Source organism: Achromobacter sp. 1014246743 (assembly GCF_059760725.1).
On sequence record NZ_JCBANA010000047.1, the window covers coordinates 41,113 to 53,963 of the forward strand.

10 protein-coding genes are annotated in these 12,851 nt (G+C 65.0%); 4 read left to right on the forward strand and 6 right to left on the reverse strand.

All coding sequences use genetic code 11. From position 1 onward, the window contains the following. Positions 1–6: 6 nt before the first annotated feature. From AC6LJ2_RS19700 to AC6LJ2_RS19710, 3 genes are read right to left on the reverse strand one after another with little or no spacing between them, the layout of a single operon-like run. The gene (locus tag AC6LJ2_RS19700; RefSeq protein ID WP_445658580.1) at positions 7–279 is read right to left on the reverse strand and encodes a YkgJ family cysteine cluster protein; all 273 of its coding nucleotides are present in this window, start codon (positions 277–279) and stop codon (positions 7–9) included. A 2-nt stretch (positions 280–281) separates the two neighbouring features. Continuing rightward, entirely contained in the window at positions 282–1,046 is a 765-nt protein-coding gene (locus tag AC6LJ2_RS19705) for a YdcF family protein (protein WP_498151993.1), read from the reverse strand. A gap of 15 nt (positions 1,047–1,061) precedes the next feature. After that, positions 1,062–2,033 (reverse strand): glycosyltransferase family 9 protein, encoded by a 972-nt coding sequence (locus AC6LJ2_RS19710; RefSeq protein ID WP_263915560.1) that lies wholly within the window; start codon positions 2,031–2,033, stop codon positions 1,062–1,064. Positions 2,034–2,139: 106 nt separating this feature from the next. Here AC6LJ2_RS19710 and msbA point away from each other — a divergent pair, with 106 nt between their 5' ends. The 3 genes from msbA to AC6LJ2_RS19725 all read left to right on the forward strand — a co-directional run bounded on the left by msbA (position 2,140) and on the right by AC6LJ2_RS19725 (position 6,187). Continuing rightward, positions 2,140–3,915: a lipid A export permease/ATP-binding protein MsbA gene (gene msbA, locus AC6LJ2_RS19715; RefSeq protein WP_498151994.1), complete on the forward strand. Its 1,776-nt coding sequence runs from the start codon at positions 2,140–2,142 to the stop codon at positions 3,913–3,915. Between the two features lie 48 nt (positions 3,916–3,963). After that, positions 3,964–5,781 (forward strand): monovalent cation:proton antiporter-2 (CPA2) family protein, encoded by a 1,818-nt coding sequence (locus AC6LJ2_RS19720; RefSeq protein ID WP_263915562.1) that lies wholly within the window; start codon positions 3,964–3,966, stop codon positions 5,779–5,781. Between the two features lie 184 nt (positions 5,782–5,965). Beyond that, positions 5,966–6,187 (forward strand): hypothetical protein, encoded by a 222-nt coding sequence (locus tag AC6LJ2_RS19725; RefSeq protein ID WP_263915563.1) that lies wholly within the window; start codon positions 5,966–5,968, stop codon positions 6,185–6,187. Between the two features lie 41 nt (positions 6,188–6,228). Here AC6LJ2_RS19725 and AC6LJ2_RS19730 read toward each other — a convergent pair whose 3' ends face one another. Then, the gene (locus AC6LJ2_RS19730) at positions 6,229–7,374 is read right to left on the reverse strand and encodes a diguanylate cyclase domain-containing protein (RefSeq protein ID WP_263915564.1); all 1,146 of its coding nucleotides are present in this window, start codon (positions 7,372–7,374) and stop codon (positions 6,229–6,231) included. Between the two features lie 133 nt (positions 7,375–7,507). Between AC6LJ2_RS19730 and AC6LJ2_RS19735 the strand changes: the two genes are divergently transcribed. Further along, a complete protein-coding gene (locus AC6LJ2_RS19735; protein ID WP_498151995.1) occupies positions 7,508–8,974 on the forward strand; it encodes a sensor domain-containing diguanylate cyclase in 1,467 nt (488 codons plus the stop codon). 70 nt (positions 8,975–9,044) lie between these two features. On the opposite strand, the gene AC6LJ2_RS19740 is transcribed toward AC6LJ2_RS19735, so the two are convergent. Together AC6LJ2_RS19740 and rng are read right to left on the reverse strand one after the other, a co-directional pair. Continuing rightward, positions 9,045–9,746 carry a DUF3053 domain-containing protein gene (locus AC6LJ2_RS19740; protein ID WP_263915566.1) on the reverse strand — a complete coding sequence of 234 codons (702 nt, stop codon included), beginning with the start codon at positions 9,744–9,746 and terminating at the stop codon, positions 9,045–9,047. A gap of 360 nt (positions 9,747–10,106) precedes the next feature. Next, positions 10,107–11,588, reverse strand: a complete 1,482-nt coding sequence (gene rng / locus AC6LJ2_RS19745; protein WP_263915567.1) for a ribonuclease G — start codon at positions 11,586–11,588, stop codon at positions 10,107–10,109. Between the last annotated feature and the right edge of the window lie 1,263 nt (positions 11,589–12,851).

Sequence of the window (12,851 nt, forward strand, 5' to 3'; positions counted from 1 at the left end):
CGTTTTTCAATGGTGCGGCGCCGTGGCCTGTTCCAATTCACCCAGCCAGCGGATCGCGTATTCCCGGTCCGGGCCGCACATGTCGTGCTGGGCCTGCAGCCCGCCGCAGAAGTCCGGACGCGAAGGCTGGCCGAAGATCGCGCAGCGCATGTCGGGCAGCAGCTGGATACAGGGCACTCCCGCCGGCTTGCCATCCGGCATCCCCGGAATCGCGCTCGTGATCGACGGCGCGATGCAACAGGCCCCGCAGCCCGGCCGGCAGGCCAGCGCCGTGCTCATGTTCAGACCCACCCGCGCAGCCAATATACGAACAGCCCGGCGTATTCCTTGATGATGGAACGGCTGGCGTCGAAGGTGCGTTGGTCGGGCAGCCAGGGGTTCAGTGAACCGTCGGCGGGGCGCACGATCTGGGGCGGGGCGGGCGCGGCGATGGCGGTGACGCCCTGCTTGGAGAAGGCCGCCATGGCGCGCGGCATGTGCAGGGCCGACGTCACCAGCAGCACCTTGCCGATGCCGCGGGTCTTCAACTGGTCTTCGGTCAGGGCCGCGTTTTCGTACGTCGTGCGGCTGGCGTTCTCCAGGATCAGGGCCGATTCCGGCACGCCTTGCTGGCGGATGGTGTGGGCCATGCCGCGGGCCTCGCTGACGTCGCCTTCCAGGGCGCCGCCGGACAGCACGACCTTGGGCGCGCGGCCGGCCAGGTACAACTGCGCCGCGGTATCAATGCGCACGACCGCCGTGTCCTTGTCATAGGGCAGGAACCAGTTGGCGCGGCCGTTGGCGGTGTTGCCGCCCAGCACCACGATGGCGTCCGCGGTGGGCGATTCGGCGGGGGGCAAATGCGGATAGCGGCTTTCCAGCGCCCCGCCCAGCCACAGCGACGTGGCCGGCAGCGACCAGGCCAGCGCCCATAGCAGGCCGGCCAGGATGATGGCGCCGCCCGTCTTGCGCAGGCGGAACAGGCCAAGGACCAGGCCGACAACGACCAGGGTCACGCACAAATTGTAGGGAATGATCAGGTTCGCGAGATAGCTGGAAAGGGTCATGTCAAAACAATCCGTTTACTGCGCGCCGTCCAGCAGCAGGTTCGCTTGCTGTTCCACCTGTTCCATGGACGGCCATGCCGATTCCTCTCCGACGCACACCGCCCTGGGCGACCAGGGGCCGGTGCGACCCGGGCGGGTGACGCCGAACAGCGTCAGTTCCCGGGCGGCAGCGGCCGCGGCGACGTGCGACACGCCGGAATCGTTACATATCACCAGCGCCGCCCTGGCCGTGAGGGCAGCGAACGCGCCCAAGGACAGGGGAGGCAGCAACTGCGCCGTCGGCGCATTGCGCCGGGCTTCGTCGGTTTCCGCCGGAGGGGGGCACATTACCACGGTATGCCCCCGTGCCTGCAGCGCGCGCGTAAGTGTATCGAATCCCGGCCACACCTTGACCTTGCCCTTGTGCAGCCCGGTGGCCGTGGGGGCGATCAGCACGAAGCGCTGGCCTGCCAACCCGGCCGCTTCCAGCGCCAGCGCTGCAGCGCTTTCATGGGCGGGCGTCAGGGGCAGGTCCAGCGTCGGGCCCGGCTCGGCAGGGCCGGGGGGCAGGCCCCAGCGGGTCAAGGCCTCGCGCGTCAGGTGGTACCAGGACTGGACCGCGTGCAGCGCGGCTTCGGGCTTGGCCACCGGCCAGCGCAACAGGAAGCTGCGGCCGTCGTCCCGGTAGCCGGCCGACGGCAGGCCCGCCAGGCGGAACACCAGCGCGCTGGACAGCGAATCCGGCAGCAGCAGGCCTCGCGCGCGGCGCCCTTCGGCGCCCAGGCTGCGACGGTGTGCATTGACCTGGGCTCTATCCGGCCCCACTTTTCCCAGCATGGGGATGAAATCCCGTTTCGCCACGCCGTCCAGCAGGTCGCGGGCCCAGGGGCGGGCGCAGATCACCAGGGGCACGCCGGTGGCCTGAAGGATGCGCAGGCTGGGCAGGCTCATGCAGACATCACCCACCCAATTGGGCAGGCGGACGTAAAGGCAACTGATTTCGGACATGGACGGGCGCGACGCGCAATTAGGGCTGAAGGACGGGGGCGGGCGCCGCGCTGCAGCGCGTAGCCGGTACAATCCCGGGCACAATTGTATTAAAGCGAGTGATTCCTTGAATTCTGCCGCACGCAACGCGCCCGCGGGCTCCCAGCCCGTCAAAGCCGAACTCTGGAGCCGCATCTACAGCCGGGTGGGCTCCTACTGGAAGGGGCTGGTGCTGGCAACGCTGCTGATGGCCGGCGCCGCCGCCACGCAGCCCACGCTGGCCGTCATTATGAAGCCCCTGCTCGACGAGGGCTTCTCGGGCGCCAAACCCTATTACGTCTGGGCGCTGCCGTTGGCGGTGGTGGGCTTGATCTTCGTGCGCGGCGTCTGCAACTTCTTCAGCGACTACCTCCTGGCATGGGTCGCCAACAACGTGCTGCTGGGCATGCGGCGCGACATGTTCGATCGCCTCCTGGGTCTGCCCGACGCCGATTTCAAGCGCGGCGACACCGGTCGCCTGCTCAACCGCTTCACCATCGACGCGGGCAACGTCACCGGCTACGCCACCGACGTCATCACCGTGCTGGTGCGCGAAACCCTCGTCGTCATCGCGCTGATCTGCGTGCTGCTGTACATGTCCTGGGTCCTGACCCTGATCATCCTGATCATGCTGCCGGTCTCGGTACTGATCGCCCGGGTCTTCATCAAGCGCCTGCGCCGCATCAACCGCGAAACCGTCAACATGAACGCCGAGCTGACCCGCGTGGTCAGCGAAGGCATCGACGGCCAGCGCGTCATCAAGCTGTTCGACGGCTATGAAGTCGAACGCGGCCGCTTCGATTTCGTCAGCACGCGCCTGCGCCGCTACGCCATGCGCACCGCCACCGCCGACGCGGCCCTGACGCCCCTGACCCAGGTCTGCATCTCGATCTCGGTGGGCGCCGTCATCGCCGTGGCGTTCAGCCAGGCCAACAGCGGCGCACTCACGGTGGGCAGCTTTGCGTCCTTCATGGCCGCGCTGGCCCAGATCTTCGATCCCATCAAGCGCCTGACCAACCTGGCCGCCCGCATGCAGAAAATGCTGGTGTCCGCCGAAAGCGTCTTCACCCTGATCGACCAGGTCCCCGAAGGCGACGACGGCACCCGCGAACTGCCCGAACCCGTGCGCGGCAAGGTCGAATTCCGCAACGTCACGCACCGTTTCTCCGACGCCGACCGCGATACCGTCAACGACGTGTCCTTCGTGGTCGAACCCGGCCAGACCGTGGCCCTGGTGGGCCGCTCCGGCAGCGGCAAGACCACGCTGGTCAACATGCTGCCGCGCTTCGTGCTGGCCGACAGCGGCGCCATCTTCGTGGACGACGTGCCCATCAACGACCTGAAGCTGCGCAGCCTGCGTTCGCACCTGTCGCTGGTCAGCCAGGACGTCGTGCTGTTCGATGACAGCATCGCCGCCAACGTGGGCTATGGCGCCCTGGGCCAGGCCAGCGAGCAGCAGGTACGCGATGCGCTCGCCGCCGCCAACCTGCTGGACTTCGTCGAAGGCCTGCCGCAGGGTATCAATACCCCCGTGGGCGAAAACGCGGCCCGTCTGTCCGGCGGCCAGCGCCAGCGCCTGGCGATTGCCCGCGCCCTCATCAAGAACGCACCCATCCTGATTCTCGACGAAGCCACCTCGGCGCTCGACAACGAATCCGAGCGCCAGGTCCAGGCCTCGCTCGAACGCCTGATGAAGGGCCGCACCACGCTGGTCATCGCGCACCGCCTGTCCACCGTGCAGAACGCCGACCGCATCATCGTGCTGGATGCCGGCAAGATCGTCGAGCAGGGCCCCCACGCCCAGCTGCTGGCCGCCAACGGCCTGTACGCGTCGCTCTACAAGATGCAGTTCCGCGAAGACTGACCCCCGCCGCGCGCGGCGCCCCGGCGCCGCGCCACCCTGGAGCCGCCCATGTCCGTGCCCGCCGATGGCAACCAGCTCGTCAATGTCGTGGTCTTGCTGGGGGCGGCGGTGGTGGCCGTGCCCTTGTTCAAGCGCCTGGGCCTGGGGTCCGTCCTGGGCTATCTCGCCGCCGGTCTGGTGATCGGGCCCTTCGGCATCGGCTGGTTCTCCGACCCCAAGTCCATCCTGCACGTCGCCGAGCTGGGCGTCGTGATGTTTCTCTTCATCATCGGCCTGGAAATGCAGCCGTCGCGGCTATGGAAGCTGCGGGGCGAGATCTTCGGGCTGGGTGTGGCCCAGGTGCTGGCCTGCGGCGCGCTGCTGACCCTGGTCGGCCTGGCCGCCGGCCTGTCGGGCGCCGCGGCCTTCATGGCGGCGATGGGCTTCGTGCTGTCATCCACCGCCATCGTCATGCAGATCCTGGCCGAGCGCGATGAAACCGCCAGCGCCCAGGGCCAGCGCATCGTCTCCATCCTGCTGCTCGAAGACCTGGCCATCGTGCCGCTGCTGGCGTTGGTGGCCTTGCTGGCGCCGTCAGGCGGTGGCGAACACGGCGATCCCTGGCTGCAATCGGCCATTGCCGTCGGCTGCATCCTGGCCTTGCTGGCCGCGGGGCGCTGGCTGCTCAACCCCTTGTTCCGACTGCTGGCCGCCGCGCAAGCCCGCGAGGTCATGACCGCCGCCGCCTTGCTGGTGGTGCTGGGGGCGGCACTGGTCATGGAACTGGGCGGCCTGTCCATGGCCATGGGCGCCTTCCTGGCCGGCGTGCTGCTGTCCGAATCCACCTTCCGCCATCAGCTGGAAGCCGACGTCGAACCCTTCCGCGGCATCCTCTTGGGCCTGTTCTTCCTGGGTGTCGGCATGTCGCTGGACTTGTCCGCGGTGGCCCGGGAATGGCAGTTGATCCTGGCCGCGGTCGTGGTGTTCATGCTGGTCAAATCGCTGGGCGTGTATCTGGTGGCCCGGCTGCTGCGCGCCAGCCATGCCGAAGCCATGACCCGTGCCGCCCTGCTGGCGCAGGGCGGCGAATTCGCGTTCGTGCTGTACGGCGCCGCCGCGGCCGCCGGCATCTTCGATGCCCACCTGGCGGCGGTGCTGATCGCCGTCGTCATCATTTCCATGGCCCTCACGCCGCTGTGCGTGCTGGCCTTGCGTTGGCTGCTGCCCAAGCCGGCACCTTCGATGGAAGGCGTCGACGTGGCCCAGGACCTGGACGGCTGCGCACTCATCGTCGGCTTCGGCCGTTTCGGCCAGATCGTCACCCAGGCCATGCTGGCGCGCGGCATGAAGGTATCGATCCTGGATACAGACACCGACGCCATTCGCGCCGCCGCCAAGTGGGGCGTCAAGGTGTATTACGGGGACGGTACCCGCATCGACATGCTGCGCACGGCGGGTGCCGAAAACGCCAAGGCTATCCTGATCTGTATCGACAACCCGCAGTCGGTCAACCACATGGTCAAGCTGATCAAGGCCGAATTCCCCTTGGTGCAGTTGGTGGTGCGCGCCTACGACCGGATCCACTCGCTGGCCCTGGCCAGGGAAGGGGTCGATTACCAGGTTCGCGAAACCCTGGAATCGGCGCTGGCGTTCGGCGAGGCTGCCCTGCGCGTGATCGGCGTGCCGGCGGACGAGGCTGCCGACGTGGTGGCCGACGTGCGGCGGCGGGACACCGAACGGTTCGAACTCGAGGTCGCTGGCGGCCTGTTCGCCGGCCGCTCGCTGCTGTACGGCAACATGACGGGGCCGGCCGACGGCAGGAATGACCAGCCCGACCGGGAAACCACCGGGCACGCCGCTCATGACGAGCCCGGCGCACCTGCCTGATCCCGCGGGCTCACGCGCCGCCGGGCAGGGTGGCCGACCTGGGCTGCACCGAGCTGGGGCATGACCGGCTTATTACCGACTCTTTGCATTACTTTACGCATCATTTCACGCGCAAGCCCGATCCGCTGAGGTAGATTGGTTTCCACGGCGCTTCGCTTCGAAGCGCGTTAGCCAGGGGGCTGCCATGCTGCAATCGGATCGTATTTCCACGACCCCACACGCTGTCGGACTGGAGCTTGCAAGGCGTCAAGCCACGACCCTGCAATGTGGGTTTTCCGCCGGCGCCATGCGCCAATTCGCCGTGTCGGCCGGTCCGGCCTGGGCGATCAGCGCCCACCGGGAAACCGACAAGGCGCGCGGCGCCAAGGCGTTTCCCTTCCGGATTGCGGCCGCCGTCGCGTCGTGACGGCCATGTGGCCGGGCCAAGGCCTGCCGCCGGGCGCGGTCTTACAACTGCGCCATCGCGGCCCGGCTCTTTCCGGCCGACTTGGCCAGGTACAGCGCCCGGTCGGCCGCATGCAGCACGGCGGCGGTGTCCGCGCCATGGCGCGGTATCAAGGCAATGCCGATGCTGCCGCCGATGAACACCGGCATGCCCTGCTGCAAATCATAGGGCTGCCGGACGCTGTCGATGATCCGGTCCGAAAACCGCTGGATGTCTTCGGTGGGGTCCAGATGCATCAGCAACACGAATTCGTCGCCGCCGATCCGGCCGGCCTGGGCGTCGGGCGGTTGCAGGGCTTGCAGCCGCTCTGACACTTGCTTCAACAGCATGTCGCCGGTGCCGTGCCCATAGGTATCATTGACCGCCTTGAAACCGTCCAGGTCCAGGTACAGCACGGCGAATTCAGCCGTTCCCCGCCTGGCGCGCTCCACGGCCTGGTCCAGCGCACGCAATAGGCCATACCGATTCAACAGGCCCGTCAGCGAGTCCTGCCGCGCCTGGCGTTCGTTTTCGCGTTCCGCCAGCATGGTCGACACCAGCATGCCATTGAGGCGGTACGACGCCATCGACATCGATGTCATGTAGAGCGGCACCTGCACCAGGACCAGCCAGAAAATGGGCTCTTGTGTAAACAAGGCGCCCAGGGCGCAGGGGCCGACGCTGAGCGCCACCATGGCTGCCGAGAGCCGGGGGGCGCCGAAGTTGCGCACACAAATCCCGCCCACCATGGAGGCGGCCGACAGGCAGGCCAGGGTCGCTGCGATCCAGTCGCCGCTGATCAGGCTGATGAACGTGCCGTAACCCACGCTGCCAGCCCAGCACAGCGCCAGCATCACATACAGGTCCGTTGGCGTGGGCCTGCCCGCCAAGGCCAGGCGACGGGCGGACACCAGCACAACGATGCGTGAAGCGCACACCAGCGTTTCCAGGCCGAGCCACAGCAGGAACGGCAATTCGGGTCGGCGGGCGGTAATCAACGCCGCGACCAGCAGGGTATTGATGATGCCGCCAAAGAAAATCGGCAATGAACCGAACAGGCCACGTACCAGCGCCACGCGGATGTCTGGCGGCACATTGCGGCCCGGGTCCACCAGCCATTGGGTGAACCGTAATTGGGGCAAGCTGTAAATCCGGTCCTGGCTGTTCATAGATTCGTTCAATGGGAACGGGGCCGAGATGCTTGGGGCATGCGGGCAAGGCCGTCTTGCCTGGCTGCACACGCTTGCGGCATTATGACCCCAAAAAGCACGACACCCCCCGCGATCGCGAAGGAGCGCCGTATTGAAGTCCCATGGGTTACTACACCGCAGCCTGTATGCGCTGGCGGGGCTGATCGCCATCGGCATCTGTGCCGCCTCGGTGGCACTGCTCTGGATGGATCGGCGCACCACCTGGAACCAGGCCTACGTCGCCGCGGGCAACCTGACCGAGGTGCTGTCCGCCGACATCGGCCGCACCATTCGCGTCTACGATCTGTCGCTGCAAGGGGTGATCGAGCGTCTGCGTGAACCGGGCATCCAGGACTTGCCACGGGCCACCTTGCAGCGCTTTTTGTTCGATCGTGCGGCGACGGCGGAATACCTGGGCACGATCCTCATCCTCGACAAGGACGGCAACGTCCGGTACGACTCCCAAAGCCTCGACTCCCCTGGCGGCAATTTCTCCGACCGCGACTTCTTCCAGGTCCACCGCGACAGCCCGGATCTCGGCATGTACATCAGCCGGCCCTACCTCAGCCGCTTGCGAGGCGGCGACGAAAGCATCGGCATCAGCCGCAGCCTGTCCAACGCGGACGGCAGCTTCGCAGGCGTGGTCACCGGATCCCTGCGGCTGGCGTATTTCCGCGATCGCTTCGACGGCCTATCCATCGGCCCTCAGGATGCCATCACCATTTTCCGCAACGACGGCGCCGTCATCGCGCGCACGCCGTATTCAAAGCATGATCTCGGCGCTGACATCGGCCAGGAACTGGATTTCCAGCAATTCCTGATCCGCCGCGAAGGCGTGTTTGTCGGCGTGCTGGCGCCCGACGGCGTCAATCGCCTCTACACCTTCGACAGCGTGCCGGGTACGCCGCTGATCATCGACGTCGCCATGGCGGTCGATCAGGTGCTCGAGCCCTGGGTGCGGCGCGCCATGTTGATCATTCCCATCACGCTGGCGCTGTTCGCCTCGGTCATGGCCCAGATCGTGCTGTACCGGCGCGAGACGCGCTTGCGCATGGAAGTCGAAAGCCAGCTCGAAAAAGAGGCCCAGACCGACGGCCTGACCGGCATCGCCAATCGCCGCACGTTCGATGAAACCCTGCAGCGCGAATGGCAGAGCGCCATTCGCGAAGGCAAGCCGCTGTCCTTGCTGTTCCTGGATGCTGATCGCTTCAAGCGCTACAACGATCGCTATGGCCACCAGGAAGGCGATGAACTGCTCAAGATCCTGGCCTTGACCTTAAGGGGCAAGGCGCGTCGCCCGCGTGACTTGGCCGCGCGCTATGGGGGCGAGGAATTCGTCGCATTGTTGCCTGACACCTCGCAGGCCCAGGCGCTGGAAATCGCCGAAACGATCCGCCAGGCCGTCGTCGGCCTGTGCGCCCAGCACGAAGACAATGAAGGCGGCATCGTCACGGTCAGCATCGGCGTGGCGACCCGCATCCCCAAGCCAGGCGACGACGCCGCCTCGCTGGTCGAAGCCGCCGATGCCGCGGTCTACCGCGCCAAGGAATCGGGCCGCAATCGCGTCATCGCCGGGTAGGCGGCCTGGCCCAGCGTAAAAGAAGAAAGCCGCACAAGGCGGCTTTCGGTCAGGCAGGGCGGGGGGCGGCTTACTTGCCCATCATCACCGCTTGCAGGCGGGTCTGCGCCTGCTGCACCTTCTGCGCCTGGGCGGTCAGTTCCTGCAGCAGCTTGTTCAGCTCGGCCTGCACGGTCGGATCCTGCACGCGGGCTACCGGACCCGACAGGTCGATCTGCGACTTGTGTGCCTCCACGTAGTCGGCGATCGCCAGGCTGCTATCGAGCGTGCCGGTGATTTGCGGCAGCACTTCGCGGAACGTATTGGCCGGCAGGGTCACCGTCTTCTCGTACGCCTTGTCATAGACCGCCTTCAGGTCGTCGGGCTGCTTGAGCTGGGCGCGAGCGGCATCCGCCTTGGCCTGTTCCTTGGTCAGCGCTTCGCCCATGTCTTTCAGGCCGGCCTGCACCGTCTTCAGGTCATCGCGGCGGGCGACCACGTCATTCAGCGAGCGCACCGCGCCCTTCTGCATCAGGTTACCCATCGGCTTGACCGACGCGTCCATGCCCGAGTTGAAGTCCGTGATCACCGCATATTGCGAGGCGTAGTCGCCGAACGACTTCTTCTCTTCGTCCGTCAGCTTGGGCACGCGCACGCCAGGCTTGTCGACGATACGCGTCTGCAGGAACTGCATGAACGCGGCGCGCTGTTCGGGTTCTTTGCTGCCGCAGGCGGCCAGCATCAGCGGCAAGGCGAGGGCCAGCGCAACGAACGGACGGAATAGGGATTTCATGGGGTGATTCTCCGAAAGCATAGGAAAGGGCGTGGCCCAAAAAAAAGGCGAGCCAGCCCAGCCGCCCGCGAGCTTATCGGGTCAACGCTCGCCTCGCCACGGGTTTCAAACTTCATTTCAATCGAAGTGCAGGGATACAAATTTCACACACATTGACGTGAAAGTTTGCGTGTTAACTGATAGTGCGCCATCCACGGGCGGCAGCGTCGCGGGATGCGGCTCCCGGTAGCCGCAACCAAAAGAAAACCGCCCGAAGGCGGTGTGCTGCGCGGGGCTTGCTCGCGGCCTCGGTTCAGGTTTCGCTCCGGGCCCGAAACCGGGCCCGAAACCGGGCCGCGAGCGGCGGCCGTCGTCCCTGCGTCAGACCAGAATGATGTCGTATTTCTCTTGCGTGTACGTGCTCTCCACTTCCAGCGACACCCGCTTGCCCACGAAGTCGCCCAGCATCGCCAGGTGCTGGCTTTCTTCCTCCAGGAACAGATCCACCACGTCCTGCGATGCCAGGATGCGGAATTCCTTGGGATTGAACTGCCGCGCCTCGCGCAGGATTTCACGCAGGATCTCGTAGCAGACCGTGCGCGGCGTACGCACATTGCCACGCGATTCGCACATGGGGCAGGGCTCGCACAACTGATGCGCCAGCGAATCGCGGGTGCGCTTGCGCGTCATCTCCACCAGGCCCAGCTGCGTGAAGCCGTTGACCGTCATGCGGGTGCGGTCGCGCGACAGCGCCTTCTTCAATTCGGCCAGCACGGTTTCGCGGTGCTCCTGCTCTTCCATGTCGATGAAGTCCAGGATCACGATGCCGCCCAGATTGCGCAGCCGCAGCTGGCGGGCTATCGCCTGCGCCGCTTCCAGGTTGGTCTTGAAGATGGTGTCGTCGAAATTGCGGCCGCCCACGAAGCCGCCGGTGTTCACATCCACCGTCGTCAACGCCTCGGTCTGGTCGATGATCAGGTAGCCCCCCGACTTCAGGTCCACCCGGCGCGACAGCGCCCGAGCGATCTCTTCGTCCACATTGGCCGTGTCGAACAGGGGGCGCTCGCCGCTGTAATGCTGGATGCGGTCCACCACTGATGGCGTATAGATGCGGGCCCACTCCAGCATGGCCGCGGTGGTGGTGCGCGAATCCACCAGGATCGAGCCGGTCGACGGCCCCACCATATCGCGCAGCACGCGTTGCGCCAGCGTCAGGTCCTGGTGCAGCAGCGTCGGCGCCGGGTGCGTCCGAGCGGCAGCCTGCACGCTCGCCCACAACTTGCGCAGGTATTCCAGGTCGGCGGTCAGTTCATCGTCCGTGGCGCCCTCGGCCTGGGTGCGCACGATGAAGCCGCCTTTTTCCTCGGCGGGCATCAGTGCCTGCAGGCGCTCGCGCAGCTGGATGCGCTCGGATTCCGAATCGATTTTCTGCGAGATGCCGATGTGCGGGTCATGCGGCAGATACACCAGCATGCGGCCGGCCATGCTGATCTGCGTCGACAGCCGGGCCCCCTTGGTGCCCAGCGGGTCCTTGACCACCTGGACCATGATGGTCTGGCCCTCGAACAGCAACTTCTCGATGGGCGTCGGGGTCAGGCCCTGGCTGCGTTCGCCCCGGTTCTCGCGCAGATCCGCAATATGGATGAACGCAGCCCGTTCCAGGCCGATATCGATGAAGGCGCTCTGCATGCCCGGCAATACCCGGACCACCCGTCCCAGATAGATATTGCCCACGTGCCCGCGCTGGATGCTGCGTTCCACGTGCAGCTCCTGCACCGACCCCTGCTCGACCAGCGCGACGCGCGTCTCGAAGGGCGTGATGTTGATCAGGATATCTTCGCTCGACGCGATGGTTGGGGGCATGGGGGCATCTTCTCCGGTGGTGTAGGGCGCGGGCACGGCGCCAAGGCGAATAGTAAACGTACCCATGGGCCAGGCAAGTCGATGGTTCAACTCTATCTATATAGAGCCAAGTTCAGCTATCTATATAGATAGCGAAATGAGCGCAAGTTCGCCTCTATATATAGATTGCCGTCCTGTGCGCAGATGACTGCCCTGTGCGGTAACCAGGCCGTCCGCCGGCCAGGGCCGGCAGGCGTGGCGGACGGGGAAGTGTGGGGCAAGCCAGCGCGAAAGAGGCTCGAGGCCCATCGTGGCGGACTGGCTTGGTGGGCTGACGGGGCGGTTGCTGCGGCGCCCGAAGCGGAATTCATCAAGCTTTTTGCGTCCTGCGTGTGACAACGCAAAATTCTGTGCTATAGTCTCGCTCCTTCGCAGTTCAAGCAGTTTTGTGAACCGCGAAGCCAAGCAAGTGCAACGGATCGGGACGCAAAAGCGAACGGATCTGCCGCAGGGCTCCAAGGCGATGAACCGGCAACGGTTCTCGAACCAGCAGTCAGCGGGTTTTGCAAAAGATGGTGCAAATCAGGCAGAAGCCAGTTGCACAATCTGCAAAAATTGTGCTATAGGCTTGGGCTTGGCTGGTGACAGCGAATCAGGGTTTACCCGGTAGGGTAGTCTGAATCAAGTTGCTAGCCGACTGAGCGGTAGCCAACCTCTGGGGTTTCCCGGGGCTGCTGGAAAGTGAAGGAATTCACCGGATGGCGGGGTTGCAAGATAGGATGCAAATTAGGCAAAAGCCGGTTGCATAATCTGCAAAAGTTGTGTTATAGTTTCAGGCTTGGCAGTTGCCGAAAAGTTAGGGTTAACCCTGATGTTTCGATAGCTGCTAGGGCGAGACCTGAAGGGGTCGTAAAGCAGGGCAGCGAGTTTGCGTTAAAAACGAAAGTTTTAAAGCGAAGCGAAGCTGACTTGACAAACGATAAAAACTTCTTCATAATCTCGTTTCTCTGCTGCAACGACAGCGACGACGCGAAAGCGAAGTTAGCCGAAGTTGACCGGCAGATAGCAGCAAGAAGTAAACGCAGTACAGAATTTAGCAGTGCCGCTCTTTAACAATTAAACAACCGATAAGTGTGGGCGCTTGATGCGAGTGCAGGGTGACTTCGGTCACAAGCACAATGAAATCAAGTGCTCACTAGAAGTGAAGTACCTTAGACGTCAAGTTTAAGAACATACCTCACTTCCTTTGAGTAGCGACGTATGACTCGACCCTTTCGGGGGTTA

Coding starts and splice junctions, on each gene's coding strand:
- AC6LJ2_RS19700 (WP_445658580.1), bottom strand. CDS start 279: ATGAGCACGGCGCTGGCCTGCCGGCCGGGCTGCGGGGCCTGTTGCATC.
- AC6LJ2_RS19705 (WP_498151993.1), bottom strand. CDS start 1,046: ATGACCCTTTCCAGCTATCTCGCGAACCTGATCATTCCCTACAATTTG.
- AC6LJ2_RS19710 (WP_263915560.1), bottom strand. CDS start 2,033: ATGTCCGAAATCAGTTGCCTTTACGTCCGCCTGCCCAATTGGGTGGGT.
- AC6LJ2_RS19720 (WP_263915562.1), top strand. CDS start 3,964: ATGTCCGTGCCCGCCGATGGCAACCAGCTCGTCAATGTCGTGGTCTTG.
- AC6LJ2_RS19725 (WP_263915563.1), top strand. CDS start 5,966: ATGCTGCAATCGGATCGTATTTCCACGACCCCACACGCTGTCGGACTG.
- AC6LJ2_RS19730 (WP_263915564.1), bottom strand. CDS start 7,374: ATGAACAGCCAGGACCGGATTTACAGCTTGCCCCAATTACGGTTCACC.
- AC6LJ2_RS19740 (WP_263915566.1), bottom strand. CDS start 9,746: ATGAAATCCCTATTCCGTCCGTTCGTTGCGCTGGCCCTCGCCTTGCCG.
- rng (WP_263915567.1), bottom strand. CDS start 11,588: ATGCCCCCAACCATCGCGTCGAGCGAAGATATCCTGATCAACATCACG.